Annotated in this window: 15 protein-coding genes; 8 read left to right on the forward strand and 7 right to left on the reverse strand. The window is 30.5% G+C overall.

What is annotated here, in order from left to right:
• Positions 1-115 precede the first annotated feature (115 nt).
• The 4 genes from B3I31_RS02000 (at position 116) to B3I31_RS02015 (ending at position 4808) form a co-directional block, all read left to right on the forward strand.
• Positions 116-1357 (forward strand): efflux RND transporter periplasmic adaptor subunit, encoded by a 1242-nt coding sequence (locus B3I31_RS02000; RefSeq protein WP_286494822.1) that lies wholly within the window; start codon positions 116-118, stop codon positions 1355-1357.
• Positions 1358-1474: 117 nt separating this feature from the next.
• The gene (locus B3I31_RS02005) at positions 1475-2185 is read left to right on the forward strand and encodes an ABC transporter ATP-binding protein (RefSeq protein WP_286494823.1); all 711 of its coding nucleotides are present in this window, start codon (positions 1475-1477) and stop codon (positions 2183-2185) included.
• Between the two features lie 5 nt (positions 2186-2190).
• Complete coding sequence (locus B3I31_RS02010; RefSeq protein WP_286494824.1) at positions 2191-4338, forward strand: ABC transporter permease; 2148 nt, start codon at positions 2191-2193, stop codon at positions 4336-4338.
• Positions 4335-4808 (forward strand): TolC family protein, encoded by a 474-nt coding sequence (locus B3I31_RS02015; RefSeq protein WP_286494825.1) that lies wholly within the window; start codon positions 4335-4337, stop codon positions 4806-4808. The genes B3I31_RS02010 and B3I31_RS02015 overlap by 4 nt, the downstream gene beginning before the upstream one ends.
• A gap of 166 nt (positions 4809-4974) precedes the next feature.
• Here B3I31_RS02015 and B3I31_RS02020 read toward each other — a convergent pair whose 3' ends face one another.
• From B3I31_RS02020 to B3I31_RS02040, 5 genes are read right to left on the reverse strand one after another with little or no spacing between them, the layout of a single operon-like run.
• Positions 4975-6012, reverse strand: coding sequence for a cytochrome-c peroxidase (locus B3I31_RS02020; RefSeq protein WP_291048244.1), 1038 nt, complete (start codon positions 6010-6012; stop codon positions 4975-4977).
• A 7-nt stretch (positions 6013-6019) separates the two neighbouring features.
• Positions 6020-7618: a DUF6850 family outer membrane beta-barrel protein gene (locus tag B3I31_RS02025; protein ID WP_291059635.1), complete on the reverse strand. Its 1599-nt coding sequence runs from the start codon at positions 7616-7618 to the stop codon at positions 6020-6022.
• A gap of 12 nt (positions 7619-7630) precedes the next feature.
• Entirely contained in the window at positions 7631-8635 is a 1005-nt protein-coding gene (locus tag B3I31_RS02030; protein WP_291072435.1) for a DUF4876 domain-containing protein, read from the reverse strand.
• Between the two features lie 27 nt (positions 8636-8662).
• Positions 8663-10987, reverse strand: a complete 2325-nt coding sequence (locus B3I31_RS02035) for a TonB-dependent receptor plug domain-containing protein (protein WP_291059631.1) — start codon at positions 10985-10987, stop codon at positions 8663-8665.
• A gap of 5 nt (positions 10988-10992) precedes the next feature.
• A complete protein-coding gene (locus B3I31_RS02040; protein ID WP_291059629.1) occupies positions 10993-11283 on the reverse strand; it encodes a carboxypeptidase-like regulatory domain-containing protein in 291 nt (96 codons plus the stop codon).
• 49 nt (positions 11284-11332) lie between these two features.
• Here B3I31_RS02040 and B3I31_RS02045 point away from each other — a divergent pair, with 49 nt between their 5' ends.
• Positions 11333-11497 (forward strand): NUDIX domain-containing protein, encoded by a 165-nt coding sequence (locus tag B3I31_RS02045; protein ID WP_219035308.1) that lies wholly within the window; start codon positions 11333-11335, stop codon positions 11495-11497.
• Between the two features lie 644 nt (positions 11498-12141).
• On the opposite strand, the gene ffh is transcribed toward B3I31_RS02045, so the two are convergent.
• Positions 12142-13503, reverse strand: a complete 1362-nt coding sequence (gene ffh, locus B3I31_RS02050; protein ID WP_219034600.1) for a signal recognition particle protein — start codon at positions 13501-13503, stop codon at positions 12142-12144.
• Between the two features lie 116 nt (positions 13504-13619).
• Between ffh and B3I31_RS02055 the strand changes: the two genes are divergently transcribed.
• Entirely contained in the window at positions 13620-13982 is a 363-nt protein-coding gene (locus B3I31_RS02055; RefSeq protein WP_219034601.1) for a hypothetical protein, read from the forward strand.
• A gap of 57 nt (positions 13983-14039) precedes the next feature.
• Here B3I31_RS02055 and hemB read toward each other — a convergent pair whose 3' ends face one another.
• Positions 14040-15035: a porphobilinogen synthase gene (gene hemB, locus B3I31_RS02060; protein ID WP_038334133.1), complete on the reverse strand. Its 996-nt coding sequence runs from the start codon at positions 15033-15035 to the stop codon at positions 14040-14042.
• Positions 15036-15231: 196 nt separating this feature from the next.
• Here hemB and B3I31_RS02065 point away from each other — a divergent pair, with 196 nt between their 5' ends.
• Positions 15232-15690 carry a hypothetical protein gene (locus B3I31_RS02065; RefSeq protein WP_291048257.1) on the forward strand — a complete coding sequence of 153 codons (459 nt, stop codon included), beginning with the start codon at positions 15232-15234 and terminating at the stop codon, positions 15688-15690.
• A gap of 43 nt (positions 15691-15733) precedes the next feature.
• Positions 15734-16420 (forward strand): tRNA (guanosine(37)-N1)-methyltransferase TrmD, encoded by a 687-nt coding sequence (trmD, locus tag B3I31_RS02070; RefSeq protein WP_125349373.1) that lies wholly within the window; start codon positions 15734-15736, stop codon positions 16418-16420.
• The last annotated feature ends 14 nt before the right edge of the window (positions 16421-16434 follow it).

Genomic DNA, 16434 nt, shown 5'->3' on the forward strand with positions numbered 1-16434 from the left:
TAAAAGAATTGATTTCAATGCTTTAAGAAATTATAAATTTTGGGCATATTTATTACGTATTGATAATTAGTAAAATAACCATAAATAAACGGTTGTTTGGTAAATTTAATAAATAATGGATACGAAAATCAATCAAAAAAATAAAAAATATAAACGCCTCGGAATAATTGCTGTAACGACCATAATTTTAGGCGGTTCGAGTTTTTATTTGATGAATCGACCGCGAACTTTAACTGTAAGTGCAAATGAATTGATGATAAAAGACGTTTCTGAAGATTATTTTGAAGATTTTGTTGTTTTTCAGGCACAAATAGAACCAATTAATTCAATCTTTATCAATGTGATAGAAGGTGGTTCTGTTCAAGAAATATTTGTAGAAAATGGTGAGAAGGTGACAAAAGGATTACCAATTGCACGATTATATAATCCGAATACGGAACTTAATTTTTTGACGCAAGAAACGGCAATTATTGAACAAATGAATCAATTAAATGTTGCAAAACTATCTATTCGGAATCAAGAATTAGATCTATCAAAGGATTTTGTAGGAATTGAACACGATTTTAATCAATCAAAATTAGATTATGAACTAAATCAAAAGTTATATGATCGAGAAGTGTTAGCAAAAAATGAGTGGGAGAATACGAAGGAAAAAATGCGCTATCAGCAAGAACGAAAAGCAATTATTCAAAAAAGTTTGGTAAAGGAACGTGAATCAAATTCGATTCAATTAAAGCAAATTAATGAAGCTTTAGCTATCATGCAAAAAAGTCTAGTAACGCTTCGGAAAAACAAACAAAATTTCTTGGTTTTAGCACCTGAAACTGGTCGTTTAAGTTCTTTTGAAGCGACATTAGGACAATCAATAGAAGCAGGAAAAAGCATAGGAAAAGTGGATATTCTAAGCGGTTATAAATTAGTTGCAATGGTAGATGAATATTATTTGGATAGAATTCAAGAAAATCAATATGGACAAATCGAAATTAAAGGAAAAATCATAAAAGTGAAAGTGACTAAGATTTCTCCAGAAATAAAAAATGGAAAATTTAAAACAGAATTAGAATTTATTGATAAAATTCCTGAAAATTTACAAGAAGGTTTATCCGTAGGAGTAAAATCGATTTTATCCGAGAAAGAGAAGAAATTAGTGATTCAGAAAGGTTCCTTTTATACAACCACACAAGGGAAGTGGATTTTTGTTGTTAATAATGATAAAGCAACACGAAGAAAAATTGAATTAGGAAGAGAAAATCCGAGTGTTTATGAGATATCCTCAGGATTAAAAGTAAATGAAAAAGTAATTATTTCGAATTACGAAGATTATAAAGAAGTACAAGAATTAACGATAAAAAAATAATAACACACAATTTTAGCTGTCATTTCGAGCTTATCGAGAAATCTATAAAATACAGATTCCTCATTTCGCTAAAAGCTATGTTCGGAATGACAAAAAATAAATTAAAAAAATAACATCATGATTAAAATAGAAAACTTATCAAAAATATTTATCACAGAAGATATTCAAACAAAAGCGTTGAATGAGATTAATTTAATAATCAATTCTGGAGAATTTATTTCCATTATGGGCCCTTCAGGTTGTGGAAAATCAACTTTATTGAATATTATTGGATTATTGGATTCTTTCAATGGAGGAAGTTATACCTTGAATAACCTTGAAATGTCTAATGCAAACGAATCGAAACGCTCTCAAGTTAGAAAAGAAAACATAGGATTTATCTTCCAAAATTTCAACTTAATTGATGAATTATCAGTTTATGATAATATCGAATTACCTTTGATTTATTCTAAAGTTTCGAACTCGGAACGAAAAAAACGAGTGCAAGAAATTGCCGAAAAATTAAACATTGTCCATCGTTTGCAACATTATCCACAGCAACTTTCTGGTGGTCAGCAACAACGTGTTGCAGTAGCAAGAGCTTTAGTGATTAATCCTAAAATAATTTTGGCTGATGAACCAACAGGAAATTTGGATAGTATTAATGGAAATGAAGTCATGGAGCTTTTGACCGATTTGCATGCGCAAGGATCTACAATTTTGATGGTGACACATTCGGCTCATGATGCGGCTTACTCTGATAAAATTATTACCATGAAAGATGGTGAAATTCTTTCTGAAAAAATGAATCAGAAAAATGTAAATGTTTTTGAGAAAACTAAAATTTAAATTCAATGCTAAAAAATTGGCTTAAAATATACTTAAGAAATACGATCAAGAATAAAGGGTTTACATTTCTTACAATTCTTGGTTTAGCTATCGGAATTGCTGGTGTTATTTTTTCGACTTTATATTGGAAAGATGAAACGAGTTACAATCAATGGAATCCGAATATTGGTCGCGTATTTGAAACATTAACTGTATTTCAGAGAGGTGGAGAAACTTGGCCTACAAGTGTTGAACCTTTGCCTCGTTACTTAAAAGAAAAATCAGATAAGATAGAAAGTTATTGTTGGTTTGAAGGTTGGTATGGGCAAGAAACTTATTACGTCAATAATAAAAAAGTTTATGTTACTGGAATTACTAGTACAGATCAGAATTTTTTTGATTTTATTCCATTCAAGTTTATAAAAGGAAGTGTAGATGATTTTCGCAAAAACAGATATGGTGTTGCAATAGAAGAGAGTGAAGCAATCAAAATCTTTGGTAAAGAAAACCCTGTAGGGAAAATCTTGACAACATATGATGGAATAAAGATGCCGATTTATGGTGTTTTTAAAGCAGAAAAATACACAAGCTTTCAACCTAAAATGGTTATTTCTAATATTTATTCACGTTTAGAGGATATTAAGGATAACTGGGGAAATTATGGCACAGGACTATTTATAAAGCTTAAAAATCCTGCAGACAAACTAGAAGTAGAGAAACTGGCTACACAATTATTTTATGAGAATAATACAGTTAAAAATGCGCAACGAGAAGGAGTTTCAGTAGAAGAATTTTCAAAGATATACGAACCTGTTAAAGTACAATTACAGCCTTTAAAAGATTCGAGATTAAATGCCAAAGTTTCAAGACTTCCGGAAGGAATGGGAAACAAACTGTTTTTACAGATTAACCTGGGATTATCTTATCTGATTTTAATTTTATCCATCATCAATTATATTAACCTTTCCACTGCACAAGCAATTAGAAGAGCAAAAGAAGTAGGAATCAGAAAAGTGGTTGGAGCAACCAAACGAAATATTGTTGTCCAATTTATTGTAGAAACAACCATTACAACTGTTTTGGCATTTGTGGTTGCTTTGGCTTTGGTTGAAGTAGGTTTACCCAGTTATAATCAGCTGATTGACAAAAACCTGGAAATAGAAATTATCCCGTTTATCCCATATCTTGTAGCGATTTTCATTGTAGTTGTGATTATTGCCGGAATTTTTCCTGCCATTTATGTGTCAAATTTTAAAGAGCTTAACGTTCTAAAAGGGAATTTTTCAAGAAGCAAGAATGGAATTTGGTTACGAAATGGAATGTTGATTTTACAATTTTCTATTGCTACATTCTTTATTGTAGCTGGAACTCTTGTTATTCAACAAATGAATCATATTGCAAAAAAAGATTTGGGATTTTCAGGAGATCAAGTGATTAGTATTCCGTTTAAAAGACAGGATTTAGGAGAAAATAAGTTCAATTTTTACGAAAGTTTCCAGCAAGATTTAGCAAAAATTAAAGGCGTACAAAGCATTAATGCAACGGCATTTAAGTTTGGTTCCGGTGGAGCAATATCCAACACAAGTTTTAGAGTAAAAGATAAACAATTGGTAACAGATAATATGGCGATTGACTTTGGCTTTCTAAACATGATGAAAATTGAAGTAAAAGAAGGACGAGATTTAGATCCTAAAATCTCATCTGATACAATTTCCAGTGTTCTTATTAATGAAACCGCAAAAAAACATTTTGGAGAAACATTAAAGTTAAATGACGAGTTCGATTGGAATAATCAAAAATTAAAACTGGTTGGAGTAATAAAAGATTTTAATTTGGGAGAGCCACAGGCTAAGATTAGACCAATGATGTTTTTTCATTTTAAAGTTGTAAAGTGGATGCCTTCCAATCTTCAAAATATACTGATTAAAATAGACACAGAAGATACAAAAGAAACCATCGATAACATTGAAACGTTTTGGAAAGCTAAAGTTAATCAAGATTATCCATTTGAATATGAATTTGTTGATAAGCAATTTGCTCGTTCGTATGAGAATTACACAAAACAAGAGAAAATGTTCAAAATTCTAAATGTTATTGTGATTACAATCGCATTATTTGGATTGTTTGCGCTTTCATCTTACACAATCGAACGTAAATACAAAGAAATTTCTTGAATTATTCTTACGGAACTTTTTATGCGCAGAAAATTAAGAGTTTGGCGGATACTAATTTTCAGTTTGGAAATCAATTAAAAGACAACAAAAGTCAATATATTGGATTGAATCTTTCTATTCCAATTTATTCGAGAGGAAATACAGCGCAACAACGAGAATTGAAAAAAATTGAATTACAATTAAATGAAGTGCAAAAAGATAAAGAGGAAAAACGATTAAATGATCTCGTTAATCTTGAAATAAAAAAATTAAATTTATTGAAAGATTTGACCAATTCTTTAATTGAAATTGTAAAAACTTCTGAACAATCTTTTGAAACCACAGAAACAAAATATAAGTTTGATAAAGTTGATGCTTCTGTTTACAAATCGTCTAAAAATCAAGTGTTAAAATCAAAATATAATGAACTCAATAATAATTTGAGTCAAGTATTTATTCAAAATCAATTAAAAATTTTAGTTGAAAATTAAAACTATACAAAATAAAAAACGACTCAATTATTGAGTCGTTTTTTATTTATAATTTGTTATTTATTCGGTAATTGCGGTGGACGCATTTTGTATTGATTCTGTTTCAAACTCATCAAAAAAGCTTCTAATGCATCCATTTCCGAAGCAGTTAAATTCAATTTCTGAACTAACTCTGTTGTTTTCGGAAATAATGAATCATTTTCTGTTTCTCATTTGGTTGAAAATGGAACATTCCTGCATTGTACATATTGATTACACCACGAATCGTAGGAAAAAGTCCGTTGTGCATATAAGGAGCATTTTGAGGAACTTCTCGTAATGAAGGTGTTTTGAATTCACCAACATTCTTAGCCAATTTAGTTGTATTGTATAATCCTAAATCCTCGTATTCTCGACCATAATATGTCAAACCTATATTATGAAATTTATTATCCGAAAAATATGCTGTATTGTGACAATTGATGCAACGCGCTTTTGTACGGAAAAGATGTAAACCTTCAATTTCTTGATCAGTTAATTCATCCGATTTTCCTGAAATAAATTTATCAAATCTATTTTTTGGTGATAAAATCGTACGTTCAAAGGTTGCAATTGCTTTTGTAATACGGTCATTCGTTACTTTTTCGTCACCAAAAGCAGCTTTAAATAATTCTTTGTAACCATTAATTTCAGCAATTCGTTTTGTTGCAAAATCAATATGATGATTCATTTCTTTTTTATCACGAATCGGAAATTCAGCTTGTTCTTCCAATGTTTTTGCACGACCATCCCAAAACATCACTTTTGAGTAAGCAACATTCATCAAACTCGGCGAATTACGCGCTCCCAATTGTCGATCTTCGCCATAAGGAACACGACGACCATCACCCCAATTCAGCTCAGGATCGTGGCAATTTGCACAAGAAATTTGATTTGAATTTGATAAACGAGGATCAAAAAATAAGGATTTTCCTAACTCAGCTTTTTCTTTAGAATACGGATTATCTTTAGGAAAAGGAACTTCGCCTAATGTACCAATATCTTCAAAACCATCTTTCAAAACACTTTCGTCAACAGTTGGTTTAGGCCATTTTGACTGATCTCCGCTACTATACAATGCACGTAATTCGGTAACTGTATAACCTTGATCGATTATTTTGTTACTGTTAAACGCATAAAATAGAGTAGTCGCACCAAATGCAACGATTGGAAGCATTTTTTTCATCTTCATTCTAATAATTTAATTGAATTCCGAAATTCATTAAATACGTATTATCTGTATTGATTTCGGTAAAATTGCTCTTATTTGTTGCAAATATACCTTTTAACTGCGTATATACTTCGATTGTTTTATTGTTTTTTACAGGTAAAATGTAGCGAATAGAAGTTGAAGCATCAAAATGATTGGTTGTATTGTACGCATAATCATAAGCCGCTACATTGTCATAGAAAGTATCTTCGTTGATTCCAGTCATTTTTGTATAATCAAAATAAGAATCCAATAAAGCATAATAATTAAAAGCTAAACCAATATTTATTTTCGAATTATCATTCAACATTAAATCTTTATTTCCATAAATACCAACATCTAACGATTTAATTTTCATGTCATAAATAGCTAAAGCATCGTAATATTTGTTCTGATTATAGCTTGTTTTGAATCCAAGAAAATAATTCATTTTCGTAACATCACGATTAGCTAAGTTAACATCAAAATTTAGATTTTGTAAACGATTTTGATAATTCATTCCACCGATAGAAACATCGTAATTTTCACCATCTTTTCTCGAAAAATCTAAACGTGTATTGATTGTATTGTTATCAAATTTTGTCATAAAATTCGCATAAGCAAAATGCTCGTTGATATCCCAAACATAGATAAAGAACTTATCTTCTTTTGTTTTGCTATCATACATTCGCTGTTGATTTTCTTGGTAATTGTAACCTAAAATCAACTTTGTATTGTCTGAATTAAATTGATATCCACCACCGATTTTAGAAATGATATTTCGTGTAAAATATTCGTAAATTGTTTTTTCGTTATCTATTTTATTTCTCAATGGATTATTAATTTCGCGACCATAACCAGCCATGTAACGCAAATAGGTATTCGAATTTTCTTCTACATCTTGATTTCTACCTTTATACTTTAGACTATAATCTTTATCTTTTCGACCATATGAACCTAACACAAAAATCTGATGTCCCTCAAAAAGTTCATAACCAACTTGAATTTCTCCAACTAATTGATTGTTTTTAATCTCTGGACGAGGATCTAATTTACGCGCCATTTTGTTGACATTCAATTCAGCTTTTGCAGCCAAAGTTAAATTGCCAAAATTTTTCGAAACTCCACCACGAATCAAATATTGCTGATTATCCCAATCTGCTGCACGCGGAACGTAGAAATATTGAGGAGAAAGCACTTGTTGCTCATCTGTACGCTCTTCAGAAAGGTTCCATGAAAGATTTTTTTCATTGAATTTCTGCAAGTCAATCATTCCGAAAATTCTAAAACCATTTTCAGTTGTATATAAACCTTCGCTCAAAAAACCGTAACGACTTGTTTCTTCTGCTGTTTGTTTACGCGAAAATTGATTGTTTTTATGACTGAAATAAATTCCAGTATGCGTATAATCTTTAATCGGTAAAGAATGTGTCGCAACAGGTAATTGCCAATTCAAATCCTTTATAACTTGTTCAGCTTCGTTAGAAGTTACTTTTATCGAATCATTTTCTTGCGCAAATGATGTACTTCCTAAAAGTAAACAAGCAAAAGAAACAATTTTCAATAATTTGTTATCGTATGTTGTTAAATCAATTGATTTCATGTTTTTTAATTTCTATTGCGCAAAAATCTTTGGTTCAGCTTTGATGTTTACAAAATCGTTTGTCGAATTGTTTGTATCCTTCAAAATTATACGACCATTAATTGTTTTTTGAGTTTTACGAATAATAGATGTTGATGTATAAGATCCTGCTGTTAAATAGACGTAACCAGCATCTTGTTTGTTCTGTAATTTTTTCGGAACCAATTTAGTTCCCATGTCTTGTGTTGTTTCTACAGCATCTAAAATAAAATAATTCGGCAATTGTAAATACTGATACGTCGTTTTATTTGATGGATTTTTAACTTTTCCAAAACCATTTATATCATTTTCATCAGCCCTAAAAAGAATATAAGCTTGACGACCTAAATTATCTAACAATAAATCTTTATTTCCATTTGCCCACCAAACAATATCTAAATCTGGAACAGCAGGATTTTGAATATCATATGAATATTGAGAACCTAAATAGCTCGTCATATTTACCTCAAAATCTGCATTTGATAAATCGACCGTCAACTCTGGTTTTAGAATTTCGATTACTTTACCATTTGCATCGGTGTAATTTCCTTTGTGATTTATCGCCGTTTGCGCAATTGTAATACTTTGTCCTGGTTGAACTGGATAAGTCGTTCCATTTCCTGGAATACGAACCGCATTCGCAACATACACATAACCTGTATTTGCTTCTGCACCTTTTGTGTTTCCTTCACCTTTAGACCAATCTAATTGTCCATTTGCTTGGGAATATGGTTGAGATTCGACTGTATTTGCGCCAAATAATTGTCCAAAAATTAAACCATCTGCATAAATTACTTCATTCGTCATTCCTGTTTGTATATTTTTTAGAATTGTTTTCGCATTTACAGGTAATTTTGAAGCATCAAAATCGCTATCAAAAGTAACTTTTGTTGTAAATGTAACGGGTTGAACCGCTGAATTTCCAAAATCATCATCAGAACAAGAATTAAATAATAAACTTGCTAAAATAGGAGTGAGAAGTATATATTTTTTTAACATAATAATCTTTTTTGAAATTGTTTAGAATTAGAAAGTATATTCAATTTTACCTCCCAATGAAAATTTTGCGATTTTTGAAACAATTCTTTCACCAGAATCGTTGATATAAGTAGGTTTTAAACCAAAAACATTTGTTGTATAAACAGATACTTTGAATCCATTTAAGAAATCTTTCGAAATACGTAAATGAAAATTATGCAATGAATTTTGTAATTCTGCTAATGTTTTTTGTGGAGCTTTAATCAAATGTCCGTATAATTCTGTATTTCCTCGATCTTCGACAGGAATTTCGTGATAAACAGAATTTTCATCTAAGTAACCAATTGGATTTCTATTGTTGTATTTATCGTGATTTTGAATAAAAATATGTTCTGTACGAAGAGATAAAATCAATCCAACTTTTTTTAAATGATAATTAAAATTTGTTCCAAACATTAAAGCTTCATCATTCGATTTTGGATTATAATAAACAGCATATTTCTCTTTTGCTAAAACATTTGTAGAAGCCGAATATTCATAAACAGGCTTATTATTTGTAGTTTTTGTATACGAACCATTCACTGAAATATCTAAATTTAGAGGTTTGATTCGGTTAAAATTCATAAACATTTCAATACCTTTATCTGTCGATTCTAAATTATTTTCCAAAGTATTATAAATAATTTGATAGGCTTCTTTCCCAATAACAGAATAAGTTGGAGTAGAAGTGGATGTGTCGACACTAATTGTAGAACCTTCTAAAGTTGCTACATGATCAACTCTTGAAATTCCATCCTTCAATTGATTATAATACCCTGTTACATTTAATGATCCAAAAGGTAAATTAACATCAAAACCAATTTCTGAATTGTAAGATCTACTTGGTTTCAAGTTTAAGTTATTTCCTTCCAAAAGAAACGTTTCAATCCACCCATATTGTTTATTGTTGACATAATAAATTCCGTCTCCCAACAAACGATCATAAATTCGATCTCCCGTGAATAGCTGATTTAACGAAGGTGCTTTAGAAGCAATACCGTATCCACCACGAATTCTAAACACTTTATTGAACGCATAAGATGTATTTATACGCGGTTGAAATGTGTTATTTCCATACTGATTATCGAATCTAAATCCTAAATCTAATTTGAAAACATTGTCATTTTCGCCAAATTTTACAATTCTATCTTCTGCATAGACAGACAATTGCCATTGCGTTTTGGTATTTTTGAAATTATAATCACGATAACCTAAACCACCTTTTGCACCGCTTAATGTATAATAATTAGGCGTTGTATTTTCGTCCGTATATGTCCCTCGACCTTTGTTAGAGCTTGATCGAGAAGATAAACCAACAGAAAAAGTATGGTTCCAATTATTTTTAGATTCGTAATTTTTCACACCTTCTATATTTAAGAAAGTAGACATCGGAATTCCTTCTACATTTTTGACAAACGTGTATTGATTTGGTAAAAATATCGCATCCGAAATTCCATTTTCCGTAGAAGTTGTAACCGCAGCAGTTGCGACATTATTCCAACGTTCTTCTTTCGAATTTTGCTTTTCATAACTGATATTTGCATCAACATTCAAAGCATCAATCCAATCTTTTTTCAAGTTCCATTTCAGATTATTAGATAATCGAATCGAAAACTTGTCATTCTTTATTTTAGGATCCGAAATATCATCTGGATCATATTTTATTTTATCATTATTGATTGCGAAACTTCCTTCTAAAGTATTAACCAATGTATTGATTTTGTTTGATGATTTCCACGCCGCATTTGTTGTTATACGATTATAGGATTTTAAATTATCGCGAACATCTTCATTAGAAGCCAAATAATTACCCGACAAACTCAAGAAATTTCTATCATTAATTTTAAAACCTTTTGACATATTATATTCAGTCGTCGCATCTAACATCGAAATGGAAGCGCGTAGGGGAGTTGCACTAACTTTAGAATTGATGATGATTAATCCTGAAGTTAAATCACCATATTTTGCAGGAGCTATTCCTTGAATAATTTTTACTTCATCGATATTAGCAGTTGTAATTTGACGTAAATCAACACCATAACTAGGGTTATTAAAATCATTGAAACCACCACCAGATAAGGAAGTAAACGCTTGCATATTTTCATTGTTCGAAATTGGAATATCGTTGACTACAATCGACGTCCCAAACGCTTTATTCTGAAAATAATCTTTGCGATCATTATTTGTATTACTTGACAAACTTCCTGATAATCCCAAATTATTTGAAGAAATCGCAGTTCTAAAAACAACATTTTTGAACTCGTTATTATTAAAATCCATTGTTACTTGTCCTGGTAATTGTTGCAAAACTTCGTTTAACGAAAACGCTTGCACATTTTCTATTGCTTCTTTACCAAGCGTAATCTCGGAATATTCTTTCTTTTTTTTGGGAAAATATCAACTTGTTCCAAACGTAAAGTTTGATTGTATAACACAATCGAAACGTTATTTTCTGAAGAATCTACAACAATTTCTTGTGTTTCTTTTCCTTTTTGAGAAAAAGACAAATTAGTATTCTCGTTCGTTAATTCTATTGTAAAAAAGCCATCCGAATTTGTTTGTGTCCATCGTTTCGTTTGAGGATCCTGAACCTGAACGTTAGATAATTTTTGACCATTTTCATCCGTCACAGTACCAGTTAAAATTCGTTGGGCATTTACAAAACCAAATTTTAATAAAATGAGTAAAGAATATTTAATTCCAATTTCTGTAAAAGGAATCGTTATAATTAATGGAAAATATTTGTTAGTTAAAAACAATAGAAACGAATGGGAATTGCCTGGAGGAAGATTAGAACAAAATGAATTAGTAGAAGAAACTGTTGTTAGGGAAATCAACATTTAAAATTATAAATAATGGATATATAAAAGAGCTTAATAAAATACTTTATTTAACATAATATATATTATAATAATAATATTTCATAGAAATATTATTATTAATAATCTTTATTATGTAAAGTTGAATAATGTCGTCTACCTATTATTTGGGATTATCTATACAACTTTGAAGGTTTTAGATTAGGAATATATTTTAGAACAATATAATTTGCAAACTATTTAAAACTATAATATGTCCATAATAACTATTTTTTATTGTGTCTGTTACAAAAATAATTTTTGATAATTTATTTTGTAAACTTTTATACAATTTTATGTCTTTCTTCTCTAATTTAAATTGATATGAACCTCCATACTCTGTTTCCGCATAATCATCAAATTGATTAATTTCTATATTTACTTTTTAAATAAAGTTTATAGAATATGTGTATTCATAGTCATTTAATTTCCACTCTAGCTCATCATCTTTTGTATAATTATAATATACTATTATACCATCTTTCTCTCTAGCTCCATTAAGACAGTTTATAAAAATTCCGAAAAAAATAACTATTAAGAAAAATCTATTTAACATAATATATTTAGTTTAAAATAAAAAAACCTCTAACAATTAGAGGTTTTAATATACTATAAATTATTGTATTATTATTACATTTTTGGCATTCCTGGGAATCCACCTGCAGGCATATTTTTAGACATTGTTTCCATCATCTTTTTACCATTTGCAGAATTCATAAATTTCATCATTTTTCCCATTTCAGAGAATTGTTTCAATAATTGATTCACTTCTTGTAAAGATGTTCCAGAACCAGCTGCAATTCTTTTCTTACGAGAATTATCGATAATATTTGGATTTTTACGCTCTTTTTTCGTCATTGAGTGAATAATCGCTTCAACCCCTTTAAAAGCATTGTCGTCAATATCTACATCTTTCAACGCTTTTCCAGCTCCAGGAATCATTCCAACCAAATCTTTCATATTACCCATACGTTTGATTTGCTGAATTTGTTTTAAGAAATCATCAAAATCGAAGCTATTTTTTGCAATTTTCTTTTGCAAACGTTTTGCTTCTTCTTCGTCAAATTGCTCTTGAGCACGCTCTACTAACGAAACAACGTCACCCATTCCCAAAATACGATCCGCCATACGTTCTGGATAGAAAACATCTAAAGCTTCCATTTTCTCACCAGTAGAAATAAATTTGATTGGCTTATCAACAACAGTTCTAATCGTTAAAGCAGCTCCACCACGTGTATCACCGTCTAATTTTGTTAAAACAACTCCATTATAATTCAATACTTCATTGAAAGCTTTTGCAGTATTCACCGCATCTTGACCTGTCATAGAGTCTACAACAAATAAAGTTTCGGTAGGATTAACTGTTTGGTGAACGCGACGAATTTCATCCATCATTTGCTCATCAATCGCCAAACGACCAGCTGTATCGACAATAATTACATTATTTCCATTTTGTTTTGCTTGTGCAATCGCTGATTGAGCAATTTCTACAGGATTTTTGTTTTCTAAATCAGCATAAACATCTACACCAATTTGCTCTCCTAAAACTTGTAACTGATTGATGGCAGCTGGACGATAAACATCACCAGCAACTAATAATACTTTTTTGTTTTTCTTAGTTTTTAGGAAATTAGCTAATTTACCAGAAAAAGTTGTTTTACCAGAACCTTGCAAACCAGCAATCAAAATAATTGTCGGATTATCGTCTACTTTCAGTTCAGTAACCTCACCTCCCATTAATTTTGCTAATTCATCATGAACAATTTTTACCATTAATTGTCCAGGATTAAGCGACGTAATTACGTTTTCACCTAAAGCCTTTTCTTTTACCGTATTTGTAAAATCTTTTGCAACTTTATAACTAACATCGGCATCAACAAGGGCTCTACGCACCTCTTTTACGGTTTCTGCAACGTTAATTTCTGTAATTTGTCCTTTTCCTTTTAAGGTATGTAATGCTTTATCTAATTTATCCTGAAGATTTTGAAACATTTTGAGTCAATTTTAGGACACAAATATAAAAAAATTATACCGAATAATATAAAATCACACAACAAGGGTTTTAATTAAGTTATAATGATTAACTTGCGTGCTCAAATTTTGGTTGAATGAAAAAAGGTTTAGTACTATTTTTATTCTTTGTTACTGGGGTGGTTTTCAGTCAAACAAAGAATAACCAAACTTATTATTTTTTTTCCATCGCTTATGGACAAGATAATGAAGTTTATGTGACAGATGTTTATGAAGCAAACATCGATAACAAAGATATCTACGGCAAATTGGCAGATAGATATACAAAGTTTCAGAATTATTTATTGAAAAATGGAACGATTGGTTCTTTAAAAGAAATTCAAACGGGTTACGAAAAGAATTATCAGAAAAAAGAACAAGCTGAAGCTGAACAAAAATATTTTCTATCTACATTAGAAAAACAACAATTTACAGCGAAAATGGTTAATTATTCGCTTTAAAGCATAAAAAATCCACTTCAAATGAAGTGGATTTTTTTATTTTTATTTTGAACTGATTTATTGATCGTTCAATAATCTTGCTGCTTCTTTTGCAAAATAAGTTGAAATTAGGTCTGCTCCTGCTCTTTTGAAACAAGTTAAAGACTCTAAAATTACTTTATCATTATCTAACCAACCTTTTTCTACAGCAGCTTTTATCATCGCATATTCACCTGAAACCTGATAAACAGAAACCGGAACTTGTAAATTATCTTTCACTAATTTAACAATATCCAGATATGCCATACCTGGTTTTACCATCAAAATATCTGCACCTTCTTCTACATCCGCAATTGCTTCGCGCAATGCTTCTTGTGAATTATGGTAATCCATTTGATAGGTTTTTTTGTCTTTCGGAATTTCTTGAGAATCAACTGGTGCAGAATCTAAAGCTGTACGGAAAGGTCCATAAAAAGATGATGCATATTTCGCAGCATACGTCATAATTCCTACATTATGAAAACCGTTCTCCTCCAACGCAGCGCGCATCGCTCCTATTCGACCGTCCATCATATCAGAAGGCGCAACAAAATCTGCACCAGCTTCTGCATGAGATAATGTCATTTTTACCAAAGCATCAACTGTTTCATCATTAATAACTTCTCCATTTTTGATGATTCCGTCATGACCATAAATTGAATATGGATCTAAGGCAACATCAGGCATTACAATCATTTCTGGAACAGCATCTTTAATTGCTTTGATTGTATTTTGCATCAATCCGTTTGGATTCCAAGCCTCTTTACCTGTATTATCTTTTAAGTTATCACTAACTTTACAATATATGTTAACTGATTTTATACCTAAATCCCAAATTTCTTTTACTTCTTTTACAGTATTGTCAAGAGATTGGCGGTAAATACCTGGCATTGCAGCAATTTCTTCCTTCACGCCTTCTCCTTCAGCCATAAAAATTGGTAAAATAAAATCGTTTGGTGACAAATGATTTTCGCGAATCATACTACGAATTGATTCGTTTTTGCGTAGTCGTCTATGTCTGTTATATAAAAACATTTGATTAAAATTTTAGACAAATTTACTCGATTTCATTTGAATAAGGCTAATGAATAATATCAATTATATTTATTGATTTTAAAAGAAAATCAATCATTTGAATAATCAATTAAAATATTTATCATTCATTATATTATTTGGATTAATATCTTGTAATAAAAGCAATTATAAAACGATTCAATTTAGAAGTTTTTCTATGGAAATTCCGAAAGATTGGAAAAAAGTGAAATTAGGCGGAATTGATAGTGAAGTTGGAGGAATTATTACTCCAAATAATGATACATTAATTTATGATTATGGTTTACTTGCAGGCGGAGATTTTGATATTAATGCTAAAATTGCAGATAGTATTTTTACAACTATTTTAAATAATAATCCTGATTTAGAATTGGAAAAAATCTCTGAATTATATATCAATAAACTTCATAAAACAAATATTGATTCTATCGTACATTCAAAATACCAGATTTCTTATATTGTTATTGATCATCAAAAAGCAAAACTTATACAATCAAATCATCATAAATTAATTGCAGTTTATATGGATACTATTAAAAACTCAACTTCAAAATTTAATTTTATTGGTTACAATTTAGATGAAAAGTCACAAGAAGAATTTATAAATTCTATTAAAACAATCAAATTCAAAAAATAGATTTAAACTTGCTCAAACGTAGCTAAACAAATATCTTTGCAGCATGCGAATAGATATTATCACTGTTTTACCCGAATTATTAGTTAGTCCATTTTCTGCCTCGATTATGAAACGTGCGCAAGACAAAGGTTTAGCTGAAATTCATGTTCACGATTTGAGAGATTTTGGAAAAGGACGTTATCGTCATGTAGATGATTATCCGTACGGAGGAACTTCTGGAATGGTGATTATGTGCGAGCCTTTGGACAAAATGATTTCGAAATTGAAAGATGAACGAACTTATGATGAAATTATTTATTTGACGCCAGATGGTGAAACGTTGAATCAAACAATTGCGAATGATTTGTCGTTGAAAGGAAATCTTATGATGATTTGTGGACATTACAAGGGAATCGATCAACGTATTCGAGATATGTATGTGACGAGAGAAATTTCGATTGGCGATTATGTGCTTTCTGGTGGAGAATTTGGCGCAATTATTTTGGCTGATTCTATTATTCGTTTATTACCTGGCGTAATTGGTGATGAGACTTCTGCCCTTTCAGATTCGTTTCAAGATGATTTGTTAGCGCCACCAATTTATACGCGTCCTGCCGAATATAAAGGTCTAAAAGTTCCTGATGTTTTACTTTCGGGTAACTTTCCTAAAATTGAAGAATGGTTGCATGAAAAAGCAGTTGAACGTACAAAAGAACGTCGCCCAGATTTGTTAGAAAAAAGATCAAAATAAACTAAAAAAAGCTT

This window comes from Empedobacter sp. UBA3475 (assembly GCF_002378465.1).
In the GTDB taxonomy this organism is placed as follows: Bacteria; Bacteroidota; Bacteroidia; order Flavobacteriales; family Weeksellaceae; genus Empedobacter; species Empedobacter falsenii_B.

Coding starts and splice junctions, on each gene's coding strand:
- B3I31_RS02000 (WP_286494822.1), top strand. CDS start 116: ATGGATACGAAAATCAATCAAAAAAATAAAAAATATAAACGCCTCGGA.
- B3I31_RS02005 (WP_286494823.1), top strand. CDS start 1,475: ATGATTAAAATAGAAAACTTATCAAAAATATTTATCACAGAAGATATT.
- B3I31_RS02010 (WP_286494824.1), top strand. CDS start 2,191: ATGCTAAAAAATTGGCTTAAAATATACTTAAGAAATACGATCAAGAAT.
- B3I31_RS02020 (WP_291048244.1), bottom strand. CDS start 6,012: ATGAAAAAAATGCTTCCAATCGTTGCATTTGGTGCGACTACTCTATTT.
- B3I31_RS02025 (WP_291059635.1), bottom strand. CDS start 7,618: ATGAAATCAATTGATTTAACAACATACGATAACAAATTATTGAAAATT.
- B3I31_RS02030 (WP_291072435.1), bottom strand. CDS start 8,635: ATGTTAAAAAAATATATACTTCTCACTCCTATTTTAGCAAGTTTATTA.
- B3I31_RS02045 (WP_219035308.1), top strand. CDS start 11,333: ATGAGTAAAGAATATTTAATTCCAATTTCTGTAAAAGGAATCGTTATA.
- ffh (WP_219034600.1), bottom strand. CDS start 13,503: ATGTTTCAAAATCTTCAGGATAAATTAGATAAAGCATTACATACCTTA.
- B3I31_RS02055 (WP_219034601.1), top strand. CDS start 13,620: ATGAAAAAAGGTTTAGTACTATTTTTATTCTTTGTTACTGGGGTGGTT.
- hemB (WP_038334133.1), bottom strand. CDS start 15,035: ATGTTTTTATATAACAGACATAGACGACTACGCAAAAACGAATCAATT.
- B3I31_RS02065 (WP_291048257.1), top strand. CDS start 15,232: ATGGAAATTCCGAAAGATTGGAAAAAAGTGAAATTAGGCGGAATTGAT.
- trmD (WP_125349373.1), top strand. CDS start 15,734: ATGCGAATAGATATTATCACTGTTTTACCCGAATTATTAGTTAGTCCA.